12 protein-coding genes are annotated in these 16,733 nt (G+C 69.8%); 9 read left to right on the top strand and 3 right to left on the bottom strand.

Going from position 1 to position 16,733, the window contains the following annotated elements; translation table 11 throughout:
- The first annotated feature begins 106 nt into the window (after positions 1-106).
- Positions 107-718: a glycoside hydrolase family 11 protein gene (locus ABZV40_RS39830; RefSeq protein WP_355454294.1), complete on the top strand. Its 612-nt coding sequence runs from the start codon at positions 107-109 to the stop codon at positions 716-718.
- A 391-nt stretch (positions 719-1,109) separates the two neighbouring features.
- Here ABZV40_RS39830 and ABZV40_RS39825 read toward each other — a convergent pair whose 3' ends face one another.
- Positions 1,110-3,458 (bottom strand): RICIN domain-containing protein, encoded by a 2,349-nt coding sequence (locus ABZV40_RS39825; protein WP_355454252.1) that lies wholly within the window; start codon positions 3,456-3,458, stop codon positions 1,110-1,112.
- 234 nt (positions 3,459-3,692) lie between these two features.
- Here ABZV40_RS39825 and ABZV40_RS39820 point away from each other — a divergent pair, with 234 nt between their 5' ends.
- From ABZV40_RS39820 to ABZV40_RS39790, 7 genes are all read left to right on the top strand, one after another.
- Positions 3,693-4,460, top strand: a complete 768-nt coding sequence (locus ABZV40_RS39820) for a FadR/GntR family transcriptional regulator (RefSeq protein ID WP_355454250.1) — start codon at positions 3,693-3,695, stop codon at positions 4,458-4,460.
- Between the two features lie 141 nt (positions 4,461-4,601).
- Entirely contained in the window at positions 4,602-5,633 is a 1,032-nt protein-coding gene (locus tag ABZV40_RS39815; RefSeq protein WP_355454248.1) for a LacI family DNA-binding transcriptional regulator, read from the top strand.
- A 164-nt stretch (positions 5,634-5,797) separates the two neighbouring features.
- On the top strand, positions 5,798-6,508 hold the full coding sequence (locus ABZV40_RS39810) for an SGNH/GDSL hydrolase family protein (protein ID WP_355454246.1): 711 nt from the start codon (positions 5,798-5,800) through the stop codon (positions 6,506-6,508).
- 40 nt (positions 6,509-6,548) lie between these two features.
- Entirely contained in the window at positions 6,549-8,012 is a 1,464-nt protein-coding gene (locus ABZV40_RS39805) for a non-reducing end alpha-L-arabinofuranosidase family hydrolase (protein WP_355454244.1), read from the top strand.
- A gap of 66 nt (positions 8,013-8,078) precedes the next feature.
- Positions 8,079-9,686, top strand: a complete 1,608-nt coding sequence (locus ABZV40_RS39800) for a ricin-type beta-trefoil lectin domain protein (RefSeq protein WP_355454242.1) — start codon at positions 8,079-8,081, stop codon at positions 9,684-9,686.
- Complete coding sequence (locus ABZV40_RS39795; protein WP_355454240.1) at positions 9,683-11,653, top strand: family 43 glycosylhydrolase; 1,971 nt, start codon at positions 9,683-9,685, stop codon at positions 11,651-11,653. The genes ABZV40_RS39800 and ABZV40_RS39795 overlap by 4 nt, the downstream gene beginning before the upstream one ends.
- A 118-nt stretch (positions 11,654-11,771) precedes the next feature.
- On the top strand, positions 11,772-14,585 hold the full coding sequence (locus tag ABZV40_RS39790) for an AAA family ATPase (RefSeq protein WP_355454238.1): 2,814 nt from the start codon (positions 11,772-11,774) through the stop codon (positions 14,583-14,585).
- A gap of 120 nt (positions 14,586-14,705) precedes the next feature.
- Here ABZV40_RS39790 and ABZV40_RS39785 read toward each other — a convergent pair whose 3' ends face one another.
- On the bottom strand, positions 14,706-14,972 hold the full coding sequence (locus ABZV40_RS39785; RefSeq protein ID WP_355454237.1) for a hypothetical protein: 267 nt from the start codon (positions 14,970-14,972) through the stop codon (positions 14,706-14,708).
- The gene (locus tag ABZV40_RS39780; RefSeq protein ID WP_355454235.1) at positions 14,969-15,784 is read right to left on the bottom strand and encodes a phytanoyl-CoA dioxygenase family protein; all 816 of its coding nucleotides are present in this window, start codon (positions 15,782-15,784) and stop codon (positions 14,969-14,971) included. The genes ABZV40_RS39785 and ABZV40_RS39780 overlap by 4 nt, the downstream gene beginning before the upstream one ends.
- Before the next feature lie 72 nt (positions 15,785-15,856).
- Here ABZV40_RS39780 and ABZV40_RS39775 point away from each other — a divergent pair, with 72 nt between their 5' ends.
- Positions 15,857-16,612 carry a helix-turn-helix transcriptional regulator gene (locus tag ABZV40_RS39775; protein WP_355454233.1) on the top strand — a complete coding sequence of 252 codons (756 nt, stop codon included), beginning with the start codon at positions 15,857-15,859 and terminating at the stop codon, positions 16,610-16,612.
- Positions 16,613-16,733: the final 121 nt, after the last annotated feature.

The raw sequence follows: 16,733 nt of genomic DNA, 5'->3' as shown, positions 1-16,733 counted from the left end.
GCCGCGTCAACCTCAATGACGAGGAGTACTGCACATGTTTTCGCTCAACGTCCGAACGCCGCGCCGCAAGCGCGGTCTCGCACTGCTGTTCGCCACGGCGCTGGCAATGACGCTGACTCCGAGCGTCGCCGGCGCCGATGTCGGCATCACCGCCCTCTGTTCGAGCCAGACGGGCAACAACAACGGTTACTACTACTCATTCTGGACCGACGGTGGTGGCAGGGTCTGCATGGACCTGGGGTCCGGCGGCAACTACAGCACCTCGTGGAGCAATGTCGGCAATTTCGTCGGCGGCAAGGGCTGGAGCAACGGTTCCCGGCGGACCGTGAACTATTCCGGCAGCTTCAACCCGTCCGGCAACGCGTATCTCGCGCTGTACGGGTGGACGTCGAACCCGCTCGTCGAGTACTACGTCGTCGACAACTGGGGCACCTATCGGCCCACTGGCACGTACAAGGGCACGGTCACCACTGACGGCGGCACGTACGACATCTATCAGACGATGCGTTACAACGCGCCCTCCGTCGAAGGCAACAAGACCTTCCCGCAGTTCTGGAGCGTCCGGCAGCAGAAGCGGACCGGCGGAAACATCACCACCGGCAACCACTTCGACGCGTGGAACCGCGTCGGCATGCGGCTCGGCAACTTCAGCTACTACATGATCCTCGCGACCGAGGGCTACCAGAGCAGTGGCAACTCGAACATCACCGTGAGGTGAGCACTTCCGGCCCAGGTGCCCCCGTCCCGGCCGGGACGGGGGCACCTTCGCGTCCCGCGCGCGTTCGCCGTCGATGAAGGGCTCCTTCCTGCGCTTGAGGTGGATGAAGGGCGCCTTCATCCACGTCGCCACGCGCCTGGCGAGGCCTGATCGCACGGTGCGCGGCAGTGCGGCAGATCCGGTACGCCCGGCGAGAGCGGCGCACCCGGCCGGGATGAACGGCGCATTTGTCCACCCCAGGTGAACAAATGCGCCGTTCATCCCGAGCCTGCCCGCGAGGGGAGGCGCAACGCGTCGCCCCTTGAGTTCCTGGCATCGCACCTGAGGTGGATGATGGGCTCCTTCCTGCGCTTGAGGTGGATGAAGGAGCCCTTCATCGAGCACTCGGCGGTCAGCTGCGCAGGGTCCACTGCTGGTTGGTGCCGCCGTGGCACGTCCAGAGCTGGATCAGCGTGCCGTTCGCCGTGCCGTTGCCGCTGGCGTCGAGGCACAGCCCGGACTGCGCGCCGGAGATGCTGCCGTCGGCGTTGAGGTTCCACTGCTGGTTCAGGCCGCCGTGGCAGTCCCAGAGGATCGCCGCGGTGCCGTTGGACGTGCCGTTGCCGCTGGCGTCCAGGCACTTGCCGCCGATCGTGAACTGCTTGGCGGCGGTGTAGTTCCAGCGCTGGGTGGTGCCGCCGCTGCAGTCCCAGAGCCGTGCCTGGGTGTTGTTGTTGGTGTTGGCGACGTCGACACAACGGCCGGATTGGGTTCCGACGACCGTGACGTTGTCCTTGCCGCCGCCACCGCCGCCGCCCGGTCCGGCGTTCGCCATCACCGCCTGGGCACCGGCCGGCCAGTTCCCGTTGGTGACGATGGTGTTGTTGTTCACGACGTTGCCGCGGTCGCCGTTGGAGATGTTGCTGACGCTGTTGCTGGACCAGTTGCCGGTCAGCGTCCAGTTGCCCATGTTCTCGCCGCCGCCGTAGTTGGCGGTGGCCCACGTGCCGGTGGCGTTGAAGACGTTTCCGGTGGCGCGGTAGTACTTCGAGCCCTCGTCGAAGTAGAGGCCGTAGTAACCGTTGAGGCGCAGGCAGTAGTTGCCGCTGATTTCCGCGTTCGGGTTCCAGCCGAGGGTGTAGATGCAGCCACCGTCGTTCATTTGCTGCATCACGTCGTGCACGTAGTTGTTGAGCAGCTTGTTGTTCGACGCGGTGGTGGGCGTCGAGTAACGCGGCTGGTAGTTGTAGAGGCCGCGCTGGGCGTAGTGGTTGCTGCCGCCCGCGTCGTTGGAACCCCAGCCGTAGCCGACGGAAATGCCGGTGTACGGCAGGTTGTAGACCTCGTTGTTCGCCACGGTGGCGTTGGTGACGTAGGTGTTGAGCACCGACACGATGCCGCGGTACTCGAGGCCGAGGTCGTGGATGCGGTTGTAGCTGACGGTGATGTCGCGGTTGACCATCCGCTGGTCGCTCGGGTGGTGCGCGTCGGCCTGCACGCCGCCGACCACGACGCCGCCCGCCGAGTTCTGCGCGATCTCCGAACGGGTGATCGTGATGCCGGACGCGCCCAGGCCGACACCGCTGGCGTGGGCGTTGGCGTCGTTGCCGATGCCGATCGCGGTCTGACCGAGGTTGACGAACCTGGAGCCGGTGAACGTGATGCCGCTGGCCGCGGAGATCTGCACGGCGGCGGGCATCTGCAGCCAGTGCGGCCGGACCGCCTCGAACAGCTGGCAGCCGCTCTTGCACGAGTTCAGCCGGTCCGCGGGCCAGTTCTGGTTGCCCGCGATGTAGGCACCGGTCTGCTGGTCGGCGAAGCCCTGGTTGCTGCTGGGGCCGAGCCACGACGTGCCGGTGAAGGTGATGCCGCTGAACGACATGTCGCGCGCGGGCGCGTCGTAGGTGCCGCCGATGTCGACCAGCGACTGCAGTGCCGGCAGCTCGACGCTGACGCTGCTCATGTTCTGCCCGGGACGCGGGATGTAGTAGAGCACCCCGGTGCCGGGGTTGAGGTACCACTCGCCGGGGGAGTCGAGGAACTCGTAGGCGTTGGTCAGGTAGAGCGGCCCGGCGCGGAACGGGTTGTTCAGCGTGTCGTAACCGAATGTGTTGTTGTTCCAGGCGGGTTGCTGCATCGTGAGGAAGTTGCCGCTGATGCTCTGCACCGGTGAGTAGCGGTCGGTGAACGAGTTGACGCTCTCCACCTCGACCCGGTTCTGGTTCGCCAGGTTGTTCAGGTAGTTCAGCGCGCCGTTGGAGAAGCGCAGGCCAGTGTCGGTGAACGTGAAGTCGCCGCGGTTGACCTGGGTTCGCGCTCTGGTGGCGATCGCGCCGTCGACGTAGAGCTGACGGCTGTCGAGGCCGGTGCCGACGTTGGCGCGCCAGATGTTCTTCCCGGAGTCGGCGACCGACCACCCCGTGACGGCCTTGGCGCCGCTGATGACGGGTTTCGCGGACGCGGCGGCCTGCCACAGCACGCGGTAGCCGTTGCTGCCGGAGTCGGCCGCGGTGAACCGCAACGGCTGGGAGAGCCGGTACACGCCGTCGGCCAGCTCCACGACGATGTCACCGGACATGGAGCCGTTGCGGGACCGCACGGCGGCCTGGGCCGCGGGCAGCGAACACGGCTCGGCGGCCGTGCAGGTGGTGCCGGTACCGGAGGGGGAGGCGTAGAGGGTGGTGGTGGCCGCGGCGGCAGGGGGAGCCGTGGCCAGCGCGGCGAGCAACACCGCTGCCGCGGCGATCGAGGACGTGGACAAGGGACCTCCTGGCGTGAGGTGTGTGCCCCGTTGCGGCGGACGGGACGTGATTATGTCCTCTGTGGACGTTGAACGGGTGCTCCACGCGTGCGCGCCGGAACCCGCGGGAAGCGGTATGACACCCGCTTCACATATCTGATCGGAACGTAACTCGTATGACGTGTGACGTCAATGGTGTTACGTATACTGTCGGATCCAGCTCGTCGGAGAACGTGCGGCGCAACGGAGGGCACCATGAAAGCGACAGGTTCGCAGTCCGAGCAGGCCACTCCGACGGGTTGGACACGGCGACCGGCCAGCCTCGCCGCGGCGGTGACAGCGGAGCTCGTGCAGCGAGTGGTGCGCGGTGGTTACCCCGTCGGCGCCGTGTTGCCGCCTGAGCCGGTGCTGTGCGAGACGTTCGGGGTGAGCAGGACGGTGATCCGCGAGGCGGTGAAGGTCCTGCAGGAGAAGGGCCTGGTCCAGGTGCGCCAGGGCTCCGGCACGACGGTGAACCCGCACGCGCAGTGGAACCTGCTGGACGAGCTGGTGCTCCGGGCCGCGATCGCCGAGGACGAGAGCCTCGCGCTGCTGGACGACCTCGTCGTGACGCGGCGGTTGCTGGAGTCGGACATGGCGCAGGTCGCCGCCCGTGCCGCCGGTCAGGACGTGCTGGACGGGCTGCGCGCGATGGTGGACCGGATGGACGAGCTGGTCGACGACACGCCGGCCTACGAGGAGCACGACCGGCTCTTCCACGACACGATCATGCGGGCGTCGGGCAACCGCATCGCCCGCGGTGTCGTGCAGTCGTTGCAGGGGCAGGCCATCACCACGCCCGGATACCTGGGCAGGAGTGGGCGCGAGCTCTGTCAGGCGTCCAACCGGGGTCACCGCCGCATCTACGAGCGACTCGCCGCGCACGACGCGGAGGGTGCCGCGGAGGCCATGTTCACCCACATCACCGAGGCGTGGCTCGTGCGCCGCGGTGACGCCGGCGATCCGGGCCGGTTGACCAGATAGGCGATACGCCGGACGTGTCCCCTCCGCCAGGACCCGTCCGGAAGACGTGTGAGCGCAGGTGTTTCGTGGAACCTCCGACCGCGGGAACGCGGTCGGGCTCGTACGGCAGCGGGAGGCGGATCAGCGGTGGGACGAACGCGCGTGACACTGGCCGACGTCGCGGCGGCGAGCGGAGTGTCGATCACCACGGCGTCGCTCGTCCTGACCGGGCGGGCGCGGGAGCTGCGCATCTCCGAGGCGGCCGAGCGCCGGGTGCGCTCGACGGCGCGGGAGCTCGGCTATCGGCGCAACACGCTGATGGCGGGTCCACGTGGCGGACGTGCGCAGACGATCGGGTTCGTCTCCGACACCGTCGCGTCGTCCGGGCTGGCGGGCGACATGGTCAAGGGTGCCGTGGAGACCGCGTACCGGCACGGGTACATGCTGTTCGTGGGGGAGTCCGGCGGTGATCCGGAGGTCGAACGGGCGCTGGTCGAGGCGATGCACGACCGGCGCGCGGACGGCGTGGTGTTCGCCGCCATGTACACCAGGACCGTCGCGGTGCCCGAGGGCCTCTACGACGGGCCCGCCGTGCTGCTCAACGCCACCCCCGTGACGCGGGCGACCGTCCCCGCCGTGCTGCCCGACGAGGTGCAGGCGGGCCGGTCGGCGGCGCGCGTGCTGGTGGAGGCGGGTCACCGGCGCGGCGTGCACCTGATCGGCGCCGGGCCGGGGGTGCACGACGTGCCGCCGAACAGCATCGCGGCCGCGCAACGGCTGCTCGGGCTGCGGGAGGTGTTCACCGCGGCCGGGGTCGAGGTCGTGAGCTCCCTCCGGTGTCCGAAGTGGACACCGGAGCACGGCTTCGAGGCGACCGCCGAGCTGCTGCGCGAACACCGGCCCAAGGCGCTGGTCTGCTTCAACGACCGCCTGGCGTTCGGGGCCTACCAGGCGCTCGGGGAGGCGGGGCTCTCGGTGCCCGGCGACGTCTCGGTGGTCGGCTTCGAGGACCACCCCGTAGCGTCGTGGCTGCGGCCGCGGCTGACCACCATCGCGCTGCCGCACGAGGAGCTCGGCGCGCGGGCGGTCGAGGTCCTGGTGGAGATGCTCGAACGACGGCCGCGGCAACCGATGATCCACCGGGTGCCGATGCCGGTGCGCGAGGGCGGATCGGTGGCTCCGCCGCGCGACTGACGACGCTTTGTGGGCGCTAACAGTCGAGCGCCCAGTCGAATGAAAATTCGACGTCATCGAACGGGTCAGGCTAAAAGTTAACGCTAACAACTTTAGCTTTGACCGTGTGTGACGGCCTCGTTACATTGCTGGTAGAAGGCCTGATTCCCCCGGAAGGCTCACCAATGTCCAGCATGCTCAAGGTGTTCTGCGGTGCGCTGCTTGCCGCACTGCTGGCAGTACCTCCCGCGGCCTCCGCGTCCACTGTGGACGCCGCCGCCGCTCCGGTGCGGGTGATGCCGCTCGGTGACTCGATCACCCAGGGCGGCTCGATCGGCGGCTACCGCCTCGACCTCGGTACGAAGCTGCGCGCCGCCGGCCGCAGCATCGACTTCGTCGGCTCGCTGAAGGACGGCCCCGCCTCGATGCCCGACCGCGACCACGAGGGTCACCCCGGCTGGACCATCGCGCAGATCGACGCCAACGTCGTGAACTGGCTGCGCACCTACACCCCGCACACGATCCTGCTGCACATCGGCACCAACGACATGTACGGCAGCGACCCGGCCGGCGCGCCCCGGCGGCTGTCCGCCCTGGTGGACAAGATCACCGCGCAGGCGCCGTCCGCCGAGGTGTTCGTCGCGACGATCATCCCGATCCGGTTCGCCGACGGCACGGTGCGCAACTACAACTCCGCGATCGTCCCGATGCTGCGGGCGAAGGCGGCGGCGGGTAAGAAGGTGCACGTGGTGGACATGTACCCGGCGGTGCAGATCTCCGACCTGCCCGACGGCATCCACCCCAACGCGGCGGGCTACAGCAAGATGGCCACGGTCTGGTTCAACGCGCTGAAGGCGGTGCCCGGCAGCACCGCCACGCATCAGCTCGCGGCCTGACCCTTCGGCTGACTGATCCCTCCGACGACGAAGGGTGACCATGTTCCTCGCGCGCCTGTTCCGCTCCCGCCGCGTCCGGCTCACCGCCGCGGCCGCGGTCCCGCTCCTCGCGATGTCCGCGCTCGCGGCGGTGACCGTGCCTCCCGCGGCGGCCGCGCCGGGCTGCTCGGTCACCTACTCGGCACCGTCGCAATGGGACGGTGGGTTCACCGCGAACGTCAGCGTCACCAACATCGGCGACGCGGTCGACGGCTGGACGCTGACGTGGAGCTTCGGTGCCGGCCAGCAGGTGACGCAGGCGTGGAACGCCCAGGTGTCGCAGTCGGGTTCCCAGGTGACCGCCCGCAACGTGTCCTACAACGCGGCGATCCCCACCGGTGGCAAGGTCGAGTTCGGGTTCAACGGGTCCTCCAGCGGCACGGACAACCCGAGCCCCACGGCGTTCACGCTCAACGGCACCCTGTGCACCGGTGACGTCGGCCCCACCACCACGACTACGACCACCACCACTACCACCACCACGGGCGTTCCGCCCGGAGGCACCCTGCCGTCGAGCTTCCGCTGGTCCTCCAGCGGCGCGCTGATCAGCCCGAAACCGGACGCGGCGCATCCGAACGTCTACTCGGTCAAGGACCCGAGCGTCGTGTACCACAACGGCAAGTACCACGTGTTCGCGTCGGTGTACACCACGGGCTACAACCTGATGTACACGAGCTTCACCGACTGGTCGCAGGCCGCCTCCGCACCGCAGTACTACCTCGACCGCACGCCCGTCGGCGGCGGCTACAAGGCGGCGCCGCACGTGTTCTACTTCGCGCCGCAACGCCTCTGGTACCTGGTGTACCAAACGGGTTCGAACGCCTCGTACTCCACGACCGCGGACATCTCCAACCCGTCGTCCTGGTCGGCGCCGAAGAACTTCTACGCGAACGGCATGCCGCAGATCATCCGCGACAACATCGGCAAGGGTTACTGGGTCGACTTCTGGATGGTCTGCGACGACGCGAAGTGCTACCTGTTCTCCTCCGACGACAACGGTCACCTCTACCGGTCAGAGACCACCTTGGCGCAGTTCCCCAACGGGTTCACCAACACGGTGATCGCGCTGCAGGACTCGAACCCCAACCGGTTGTTCGAGGCGTCCAACGTCTACAAGGTCGCCGGGAAGAACCAGTGGCTGCTGATCGTCGAGGCCATCGGGTCGGACGGCAGGCGCTGGTTCCGCACCTGGACCTCGTCCGCGATCACCGGTCCGTGGAGCCCGTTGGCCGCGGAGGAGTCCAACCCGTTCGCTCGCGCGAACAACGTGACGTTCCCCAATGGACAGTGGACGCGCGACATCAGCCACGGCGAGATGATCCGCGCGGGCGTGGACCAGACGATGGAGATCGACCTCTGCCGGCTGCGCTTCCTCTACCAGGGCATGGATCCCAATGCCGGCGGTGACTACAACCAGCTGCCGTGGAAGCTCGGCCTGCTGACCCAGACCAACTCGACCTGCTGACCCAGTGACCCGACGCCGCCGGACTTCCGCGCCGGCGGCGTCTTCCCCTGCGAGAAAGGGGCGACGATGCCCAGAAGACTCGCTGCCGCCGCGGCGCTGGTGCTCGCCACCATCGCCGCGCCGGTCGCGCACGCCGCGCCCGGCAGCCCGGCGCTGACCCCGCCGCTGGGCTGGAACAGCTGGAACAGCTTCGGGTGCGGCATCACCGAGGCCCAGGTGCGCCAGGCCGCCGACGCGATGGTGTCGTCGGGCATGCGCGACGCCGGTTACCAGTACGTGGTGGTGGACGACTGCTGGTTCGACCCGCAGCGCGACTCGGCCGGGAACCTGAGGGGCCACCCGACGAAGTTCGCGAGCGGCATGAAGGCGCTGGGCGACTACATCCACGCGCGCGGCCTGAAGTTCGGCATCTACCAGGTGCCCAACGAGAAGACGTGCGCGCAGGGCACCGGCGCGTTCCCCGGCGCGACCGGCAGCAAGGGCCACGAGGCGCAGGACGCCAGGACGTTCGCGTCGTGGGGCGTGGACTACCTGAAGTACGACTGGTGCTCGGGCGCGGGGACGCGGGACGAGCAGGTCGCCCGGTTCTCGATCATGCGGGACGCGTTGCGCGCCACCGGCCGTCCGATCGTCTACAGCATCAACCCCAACAGCTTCCACGCCATCACCGGCGACCGGTACAACTGGGGCGAGGTCGCCGACCTGTGGCGCACCACCGAGGACCTGCTGGACATCTGGCAGAACAACAACGTCAACAGCTACCCGATGGGCGTGGGCAACGTCGTCGACATCACCGCCCCGCTCGCCGCGCAGTCCGGTCCCGGCCACTGGAACGACCCGGACATGCTGGTCGTCGGCCGCCCCGGTCTGTCCCTCACCGAGTCCCGCGCGCACTTCGCGCTGTGGTCGTTGATGGCCGCACCGCTGATGGCGGGCAACGACATCCGCACGATGTCGGCTGACGTGAGCGCGATCCTGCGCAACCCGCGGCTGATCGCGGTCAACCAGGACCGCCTCGGCGCGGGTGGCAGGCGCGTGCGCGACGACGGCAACACCGAGATCTTCGCCAAGCCGCTCTCGGACGGTTCGGTCGCCGTCGGGTTGTTCAACCGGGGCAGCGGCACCGCGACCGTGTCGACGACGGCCGCCCAGATCGGCCTGTCCGGCAGCAGCTTCACGCTGACCGACCTGTGGACCGGCGGCACCTCCACCAGTTCCGGCGCGATCTCCGCCTCCGTCCCGGCGCACGGCGTGGCCGCGTACCGGGTGAGCGGTGGCAGCCAGGTGACCGGCACCACCGCCCGGTTGCGCGGCACCGCGTCGAACCGGTGTGCGGACGTGGAGAACGGTTCCACCGCCGCCGGTGCCAACACGGTGCTGCAGGACTGCCACACCGCGGCGAGCCAGCAGTGGACCTCGTGGCCGGGCGGTGAGATCCGCGTCTTCGGCGACAAGTGCCTCGACGCCTACAACCAGGGCACCACCGCCGGCACGCGCGTCATCACCTGGTCGTGCAACGGCCAGGCCAACCAGCGCTGGACGGTCGAGGCCGACGGCACGATCCGCACCGCCGGACTGTGCCTCGACGCCGACCGGTCCGGCACCGGCAACGGCACCCGGTTGGTGCTGTGGACCTGCAACGGCCAGTCGAGCCAGAAGTGGACACGATCATGAGGCGCGCACCCGTCGCGGCGACCGTCGCCGCACTCACCCTGGTGGCCGCGGGACTCGCCGCGAGCACGGCCGCGCACGCGGCCCCCGGCTGTTCGGTCACCTACAGCAAGACCTCCGAGTGGCAGGGCGGGTTCGGCGCCTCGGTGTCGATCACCAACACCGGTGACGCGCTCGACGGCTGGAACCTGGAGTGGACCTACGCGGCCGGTCAGCAGGTCGGCCAGCACTGGAACGCCGTGATCACGCAGAACGGCGACCAGGTCAGCGCGCGCAACGCGGGCTACAACGGTTCCGTGCCGGCCGGCGGCAAGGTCGACTTCGGGTTCAACGCCACCTACACCTCGGCCAACCCCGACCCTGTGTCGTTCCGCCTCAACGGCGTCACCTGCAACGACCCCGGCACACCCACGACCACCACCACGACCACTACGACCACGACCACGACGACCACGAGCGCCGGGCCGCAGCCGACGTCGTTCAACAACCCCGTGATGTGGCAGGACTTCGCGGACGGCGACATCATCCGCGTGGACGACACGTACTACTACTCCGCGTCCACCATGCACTACTCGCCGGGCGCACCGGTGCTGCGCTCGTACGACCTGGTGAACTGGGAGCACGCCGGGCATTCCGTGCCACGGCTGGACTTCGGCGCCAAGTACGACCTCAACGGCGGCCGGGGCTACGTCCGCGGCATCTGGGCGTCGTTCCTGAACTACCGCAAGAGCAACAAGACCTACTACTGGGGCGGTTGCGTCGACTTCGCGCAGACGCACATCTACACCGCCGCCGCCGTGGACGGGCAGTGGTCGAAGCTGTCGACCATCAACAAGTGCTACTACGACGCCGGCATGCTGGTCGACGACAACGACACGATGTACGTCGCCTACGGCAACACCCAGATCAGCGTCGCGCAACTCTCGCCGGACGGGAAGTCCGAGGTGCGCTCGCAGCAGGTGTTCCAGACGCCGTCGAACATCGGCACGCTGGAGGGCTCGCGGTTCTACAAGCGCGGCGGCTACTACTACATCTGGGTCACCCGGCCCGCGAACGGCCAGTACGTGCTGAGGGCGACGAGCCCGTTCGGGCCCTACACCGTCCAGCAGGTGCTGCTGAACATGCCGACGCCGGTCCAGGGCGCGGGTGTGCCGCACCAGGGCGGTCTCGTGCAGACGCAGAACGGCGACTGGTACTACATGGCGTTCATCGACGCCTATCCCGGCGGCCGCATGCCGGTGCTCGCGCCGGTCACCTGGACCGCCGACGGCTGGCCGCGCATCACCACGGTCAACGGCGGCTGGGGCGCGAGCTACCCGAAACCGAACCTGCCGCCGCCACCGCGCCAGGTCAAACCCATGACCGGCGCGGACACCTTCGAGGGCACCGCGCTCGGGCCGCAGTGGGAGTGGAACCACAACCCCGACACCACGAAGTACAGCGTCAACAACGGTTTGCGGCTCTCGACCGCGACCGTGACCAACGACCTGTACAACGCCCGCAACACCCTCACCCACCGGATCCAGGGTCCGAGCTCCACCGCCACCGTCGCCCTGGACGTGACATCGATGCGCGACGGTGACCGCACCGGGCTCGCGATGCTGCGCGACTCCTCGGCGTGGATCGGGGTCAAACGCGACAACGGCCGCAACCGCGTGGTGATGGTCAACGGGCTGACCATGGACGGCAACTGGAACACCACCGGCACCGGCACCGAGGTCGCGAGCGCGAACCTCACCGGCAACCGGATCTGGTTGCGCGCCAACGCCGACATCCGTCCCGGCAGCGGCAGGCAGGCCCGGTTCTCCTACAGCACGGACGGGGTGAACTTCACCTCGCTGGGGACCGCCTTCACGTTGAAGAGCGACTGGCAGTTCTTCATGGGCTACCGGTTCGGCATCTTCAACCACGCCACGCAGGCGCTGGGTGGCTCGGTCGCAGTGTCGCGCTTCGAGCTCTCCACGCCCTGACGTGCGGCTGGTCCCGCACCGGTGCGCCGGTGCGGGATCATCGCCGTTCGCTCACGTGGCGCAACAGCAGTGAATGCATTCAGCGGTAGGCTGCTCGCCAAACGGTGTCCGGAGGACGGTGACGCGGGTGGCGGGGTTCGGCAGGTCCTTGCCCTTCGTCGGCCGCCGGCACGAGCTGGAGCTGTTGCTGGACGCCATCCGGCAGCCACCCGCCGTGGTCGTGGTCGAGGGCGACGCCGGCATGGGCAAGTCCCGGCTGGTCCGCGAGGCCACCGCGGTACTGCGGTCGGACGGGTGGCGTGTCGTGACCGGGTTCTGCCACCCGTTGCGCGAACCCCTGCCGTACGGGCCGGTGATCGACGCGCTCGGCAAGGTCGGCCCGTGGCTGCAGGGTGCGGATCTGCCGCCCACGGCGGGCGCGCTGGCGCCGTTGCTGCCCGATCTGGCCGCACTGCTGCCGCCGGTACCGTCCAAACCGGACGATCCGGGCGCCGCCCGGCACCAGCTGATCCGGGCCGTGCGGGCGGTGCTCGCCGCGACCGGCCGGACGGTCGTGGTCGTCGAGGACCTGCACTGGGTGGACGACGCCACCCGTGAGCTGCTCCTGCTGCTCGCCCGTGACCTGCCGGAACAGCTCGCCCTGGTGCTCACCTGCCGTGCCGAGAACGGGACCTCGGTCCTCGGCGGCGCCCACCGCCCCACCGTGATCAGGCTGGCGCCGCTGAGCGAGTGCGAGGTCGCGGAGCTGGCCACCGCCGCGCTCGGTGGCGGCGCGACCCGTGAGCTGTGCGCGGTGCTGCACCGCCGCAGCGAGGGGCTGCCGCTGGTCGCGGAGGAGGACCTGCTGACGTTCCGCGCCAGGGACCGCCAGGACCCCGGCGAACTGGAGCACGCCGACGTGCCGGAGGGGCTGCGCGCGGCGGTCACCGAGCGGCTGGTGGCCCTGTCCCCGCACGGTGCGGCCGTGGTCGACGCGGCGGCCGTGCTCTCCGTGCCCGCCACCGAGGCGCTGCTCGCCGAGGTCGCCGGGCTCGAACCCGAGCAGGCCGCGCAGGGCCTGCTCGACGCCCTGGGCGCGGCGGTGCTGCAGGAGATCGGCACGGGCCGGTACTGGTTCCGGCACGTCCTGGCGCAGCAGGTCGCGTACCGGCACGTCCCCGGGCCGCGCCGCACCCGCCTGCACCGGAGGGCGATCGAGGTGTTCGAGACGCACGACCCGGTGCCGTTGGTGCAGATCGCGCACCACACGCTCGCGACGGGTGACCGGGAGGGCTGGCTCGTCCGGGCCGAGGAGGCGGCCGACCAGGCCGTGGCGCTCGGCGACACCGGCACCGCCGTGACGCTCCTGCAGCAGCTCCTGAACGAGACGGACGTGCGTGTCGAGCAGCGGTCCCGGGTCGCGCTCGCGCTCGCGCGGATCGCCGACTACGGCGCCGACTTCGCCACGAACGCCCGCCTGCTGCGGGCCGTGCTCGCCGATCCGCTGCTGCCGGAGGCGGTCCGCGGGGAGGTCCGGCTGGGGCTCGGCCTGATCACGGTCAACGTCGCGGCCGACTGGGACGCCGGCTACCCCGAGCTCGAACGCGCGGTCGACGAGCTGGCCACCCTCCCGGACAAGGCGGCGCGGGCGATGATCGCCCTGGCCAACGTCGCCCACAACAGTGACGCCGAGCGTGCGTGGAGATGGCTCGACCGGGCGGAGTCGGCCGTCCGGCACAGCACCGACGAAGCGATCAGGGCCGCGGTGCAGGCGACCCGGCTCACCCTGATGGCGAAGGAAGGTGATCCAGCGGTCTGGCCTCTGGTGGAACAGCTGCCGCGGCAAAGCCCGGACATGGCGGTGCTGGCGCAGACCTGGCGTGCGCTGCACAACGTGATCATGGCGACCACCCATCTCGGTCACTACCGGCGGGCCCATGCCCTGTTGCTCGAGAACCTGGACGTCGCCCGGCGCCTCGGTGGCCGGCGCTACGAATGCCTTCACCGCATCAGGCTGCTGTACCTCGGCTGGCTGACCGGTCGCTGGGACGGTCTGGAGGCGGGGTTCGCCGACCTGGCGCGTGCCTATCCCGACTTCGGGATGGTCGACCTCGGCCTCGCGCTGTGCCGGGGACGCCTCGCCCTCGCCCAGGGGCGCTACTCCGCTGCTCTCGAGCACTTCACCAGCACCGCGCAGCACACGAGCGACCTGACCGCCGGGGACCTGAACATGGAGGTCTCCACCGAGCTCATCGCGGTCAGGCTGGCCCAGAACGACCCGCAGGCGGCCTGGGCGGTCGCTGAACCTTTGATGCCGTTCCTGCGCGGGCGCGCCATCTGGGCAAGACCCACGGATCTGCTCCCGATCGCGGTCGAGGCCGCGCTGGCCGCCGGGCACCGCGACGTTGCCGAACGGCTCGTGGCCGACGCCGAAGTCAGCGAGGGCGACCGGGACGCCCCGGCGGCAGCAGCCGAGCTCGACCTCGCCAGGGGGCTGCTCCTGCGCGGAACGGACGCGGCCACCGAGCACTTCGCCGCGGCCCGCCGCCGGTGGCTGGACATCGGCAGGCCGTACTTCGCGGCGAAGGCCACCGAGCACCTCGGCAACGCCCTCGCGCCCGCCGACCCCGAGCAGGCCGCCGCCCACCTGACCGAGGCCGCGACCGTCTACGCCGGACTCGGCGCGACCGCCGGTGCCGCCCGCTGCCAGCACGCGCTGCGCTCGCTGGGGATCGAGGAACCGCACCGGCCCGGCCGCCGCGGGTACGGCGACGAGCTGTCACCCCGGGAGCTGGAGGTCGCCGAGCTCCTCGGCCGCGGCGCCACCAACGCCGACATCGCCCAGACCCTCTTCCTCTCGCCCCGCACGGTCGAGAAGCACGTGGCCCGCGTGCTCGCCAAGCTGGGCACCGAACGCAAGAACGTCGAGGCCGTCCTGCGGGGGTCCAGCTGAGCGTGTTCGCCGTGGATGAAGGGCGCCTTCATCCACCTCAGGTGAAGTAAGGCGCCCTTCATCGAGCACCGGCACGGCGCGTTCGGGCGCGACTCACGGGCAGAAATTCCGACCAGGTGCTCAGCTGAGCTTCTCGAAGAAGAACTCGTGCTTGAGGAACGACGTGCCGTACTCGGCCCCGGCCTGGGGCGGCAGCAGCGGGGAGGCCTGGATGAGCCGCCAGCCGTCCCGCAGCGCCGCGACGCCGTCGGCGTAGGGCGGTTCGTCGGAGTCACCCGTGGTGGGCCGGGTGGCGCCGGTGCCGTCGTAGCGGGACCAGCCGACGACGGGGGAGTCGAGCGCGGAGGTGGCCAGGTAGAGGACGAGGACCTGCTGCCGGAGGCTCATGCGTGGCTCCTGTGTGCGGGACGGTTGGTGACACGCGTGACCCAGTGCTCGACGTCGAACGACGGGTCGCCGGTCAGCGCGCGCCACAGCAGCACCCGGTTGTAGATCTCCAGCCGGCCGGTGGCGTGCTCGTACCACGGGAAGTACCGGCTCAGCTCCTCGGCGACCGCGGGGTCGGCCATGTCGGCGGTGTCCCACAGGCGCACCTGCGGCACCGCCGGGTTGAAGCGGATCTTGAACATGTACCGGCGGACGTCGCTGTCGTTGCGGCGCCCGCCGTGCCAGATCCCGTGGTGCAGCAGGAGAACGGTGCCGGCCGGGCAGACCAGGCGGGTCTGGCCGCGCAGGTTCTGGTAGCGGCCGGTGTCGCTTTCGTTGGTGCGGCGCAGATGGCTGCCCGGCACGACGAGCGTGCCGCCCATGTCCGGGGTGACCCGCTGCGGGTAGTACATCAGCTGCACGTCGAACGCGTCGGGCCGCACGTCGATGATCGCGTCGCCGTGCAACGGCTGGGCGTGGCCCTCGTGGGGTTCGCGCACGTGCACCGCGTGGTGGTCCACCGCGGGGTCAGGGCCGACGAGGCTGCGCAGGGCTCCGGCCACGGCGGGGAGCTCGACGAGCCGCCGGGGGAACGAACCGCCGGGGTAGGCGTCGGCGACCGGCGTGCCGTGGGGCACGTCCGGGATTCCGCGCGGGAGCAGGTCGAGTGCTTCCCGGTTCATCTCCTCGGGCACGACCGCGTCGAGGCGCAGGTAGCCGTGCGCCACGAAACGCGCCAGCTGCACCGAAGTGAGCAGAGTGCTGGTTCCCATGCGACGAACGTAGAAGGACACACCGTTGCAGGGCGTGGGTTGTATTCACCCACTACTGGTAATTTTTCACCCGTGCATCAGGTCGTGCTGCCTCTCGGCGAACCACCGGAGGTGGCGGACGTCGGGGTCGCCGTGCACGGCGTCACGGGGCTGCAGGACGTGTTCCGGTTGCCCGGCCTGTGGCAGCTGCACCTCTACGGCTACGAGGGCGTGCTGGAGGTGGGTGGCACGGCGCACCGCATCGCTCCCGGCCACGCCAGCCTGGTCCCGCCCGGCACCGAGGTGCTCTTCCGCTACCGCGGCAGGTCCGAGCACCTCTACGCGCACCTGCGCCTGCCCGGCACCGCGGAACGCCGCGTGGCCCCGGTGATGCAGGACGCCGGTCCGAACAGGACGGCCATCGCCCGCCTCCTGCGCGGCGCCCTCGCGGCGGCGCCTGCGCGGGCCTCGGCGCACCTGTGGACCGTGCTGTGGCAGCTTGCCGACGCTCCCGCCGCCGGTCGCGACACCCCGGATCCGGTCGCGGTGGCCGCGGCGCACGTCGAGGCGCACCTGGGCACGCCGTTGTCGGTCGCGGAGATCGCTCGGGTGGCGGGGGTGTCGCACAACCACCTGACGCGGTTGTTCCAGGCCCGGTTGGGCACCACGGTGGTGGCGTACCTGCGGCGCCGCCGGATGGAACGCGCACGCCACCTGCTCACCGCGTCGACGTTGTCGGTCTCGGCGGTCGCGGCCGCGGTCGGGATCCCGGACCTGCAGGCGTTCAACAAGGTCTGCCGCCGCGAGCTCGGACAGTCGCCCCGCTCGGTGCGCGTCCGAGGTCGATGAACGGCTCATTTGTTCACCTCAGGTGGACCTGGTGTTTTAACGTCAGGTGAGTTTCCTTAGCGGGCCGTCGTGTCAGCGGCGGCCCGTTTCTTGTTGTGTGTCTTGGGTTTGGGTGAGCTGC

The sequence above is a fragment of the Lentzea sp. NPDC004782 genome, from assembly GCF_040609115.1.
In the GTDB taxonomy this organism is placed as follows: domain Bacteria; phylum Actinomycetota; class Actinomycetes; order Mycobacteriales; family Pseudonocardiaceae; genus Lentzea.
Note: the sequence above shows the minus strand (reverse complement) of the source record. Positions and strands in the feature narration are given on the sequence as shown.

Bases quoted from the DNA above. Each gene is read 5' to 3' on its own strand.
- ABZV40_RS39810 (WP_355454246.1), top strand. From the start codon at position 5,798: ATGTCCAGCATGCTCAAGGTGTTCTGCGGTGCGCTGCTTGCCGCACTG.
- ABZV40_RS39800 (WP_355454242.1), top strand. From the start codon at position 8,079: ATGCCCAGAAGACTCGCTGCCGCCGCGGCGCTGGTGCTCGCCACCATC.
- ABZV40_RS39820 (WP_355454250.1), top strand. From the start codon at position 3,693: ATGAAAGCGACAGGTTCGCAGTCCGAGCAGGCCACTCCGACGGGTTGG.
- ABZV40_RS39795 (WP_355454240.1), top strand. From the start codon at position 9,683: ATGAGGCGCGCACCCGTCGCGGCGACCGTCGCCGCACTCACCCTGGTG.
- ABZV40_RS39805 (WP_355454244.1), top strand. From the start codon at position 6,549: ATGTTCCTCGCGCGCCTGTTCCGCTCCCGCCGCGTCCGGCTCACCGCC.
- ABZV40_RS39785 (WP_355454237.1), bottom strand. From the start codon at position 14,972: ATGAGCCTCCGGCAGCAGGTCCTCGTCCTCTACCTGGCCACCTCCGCG.
- ABZV40_RS39830 (WP_355454294.1), top strand. From the start codon at position 107: ATGACGCTGACTCCGAGCGTCGCCGGCGCCGATGTCGGCATCACCGCC.
- ABZV40_RS39780 (WP_355454235.1), bottom strand. From the start codon at position 15,784: ATGGGAACCAGCACTCTGCTCACTTCGGTGCAGCTGGCGCGTTTCGTG.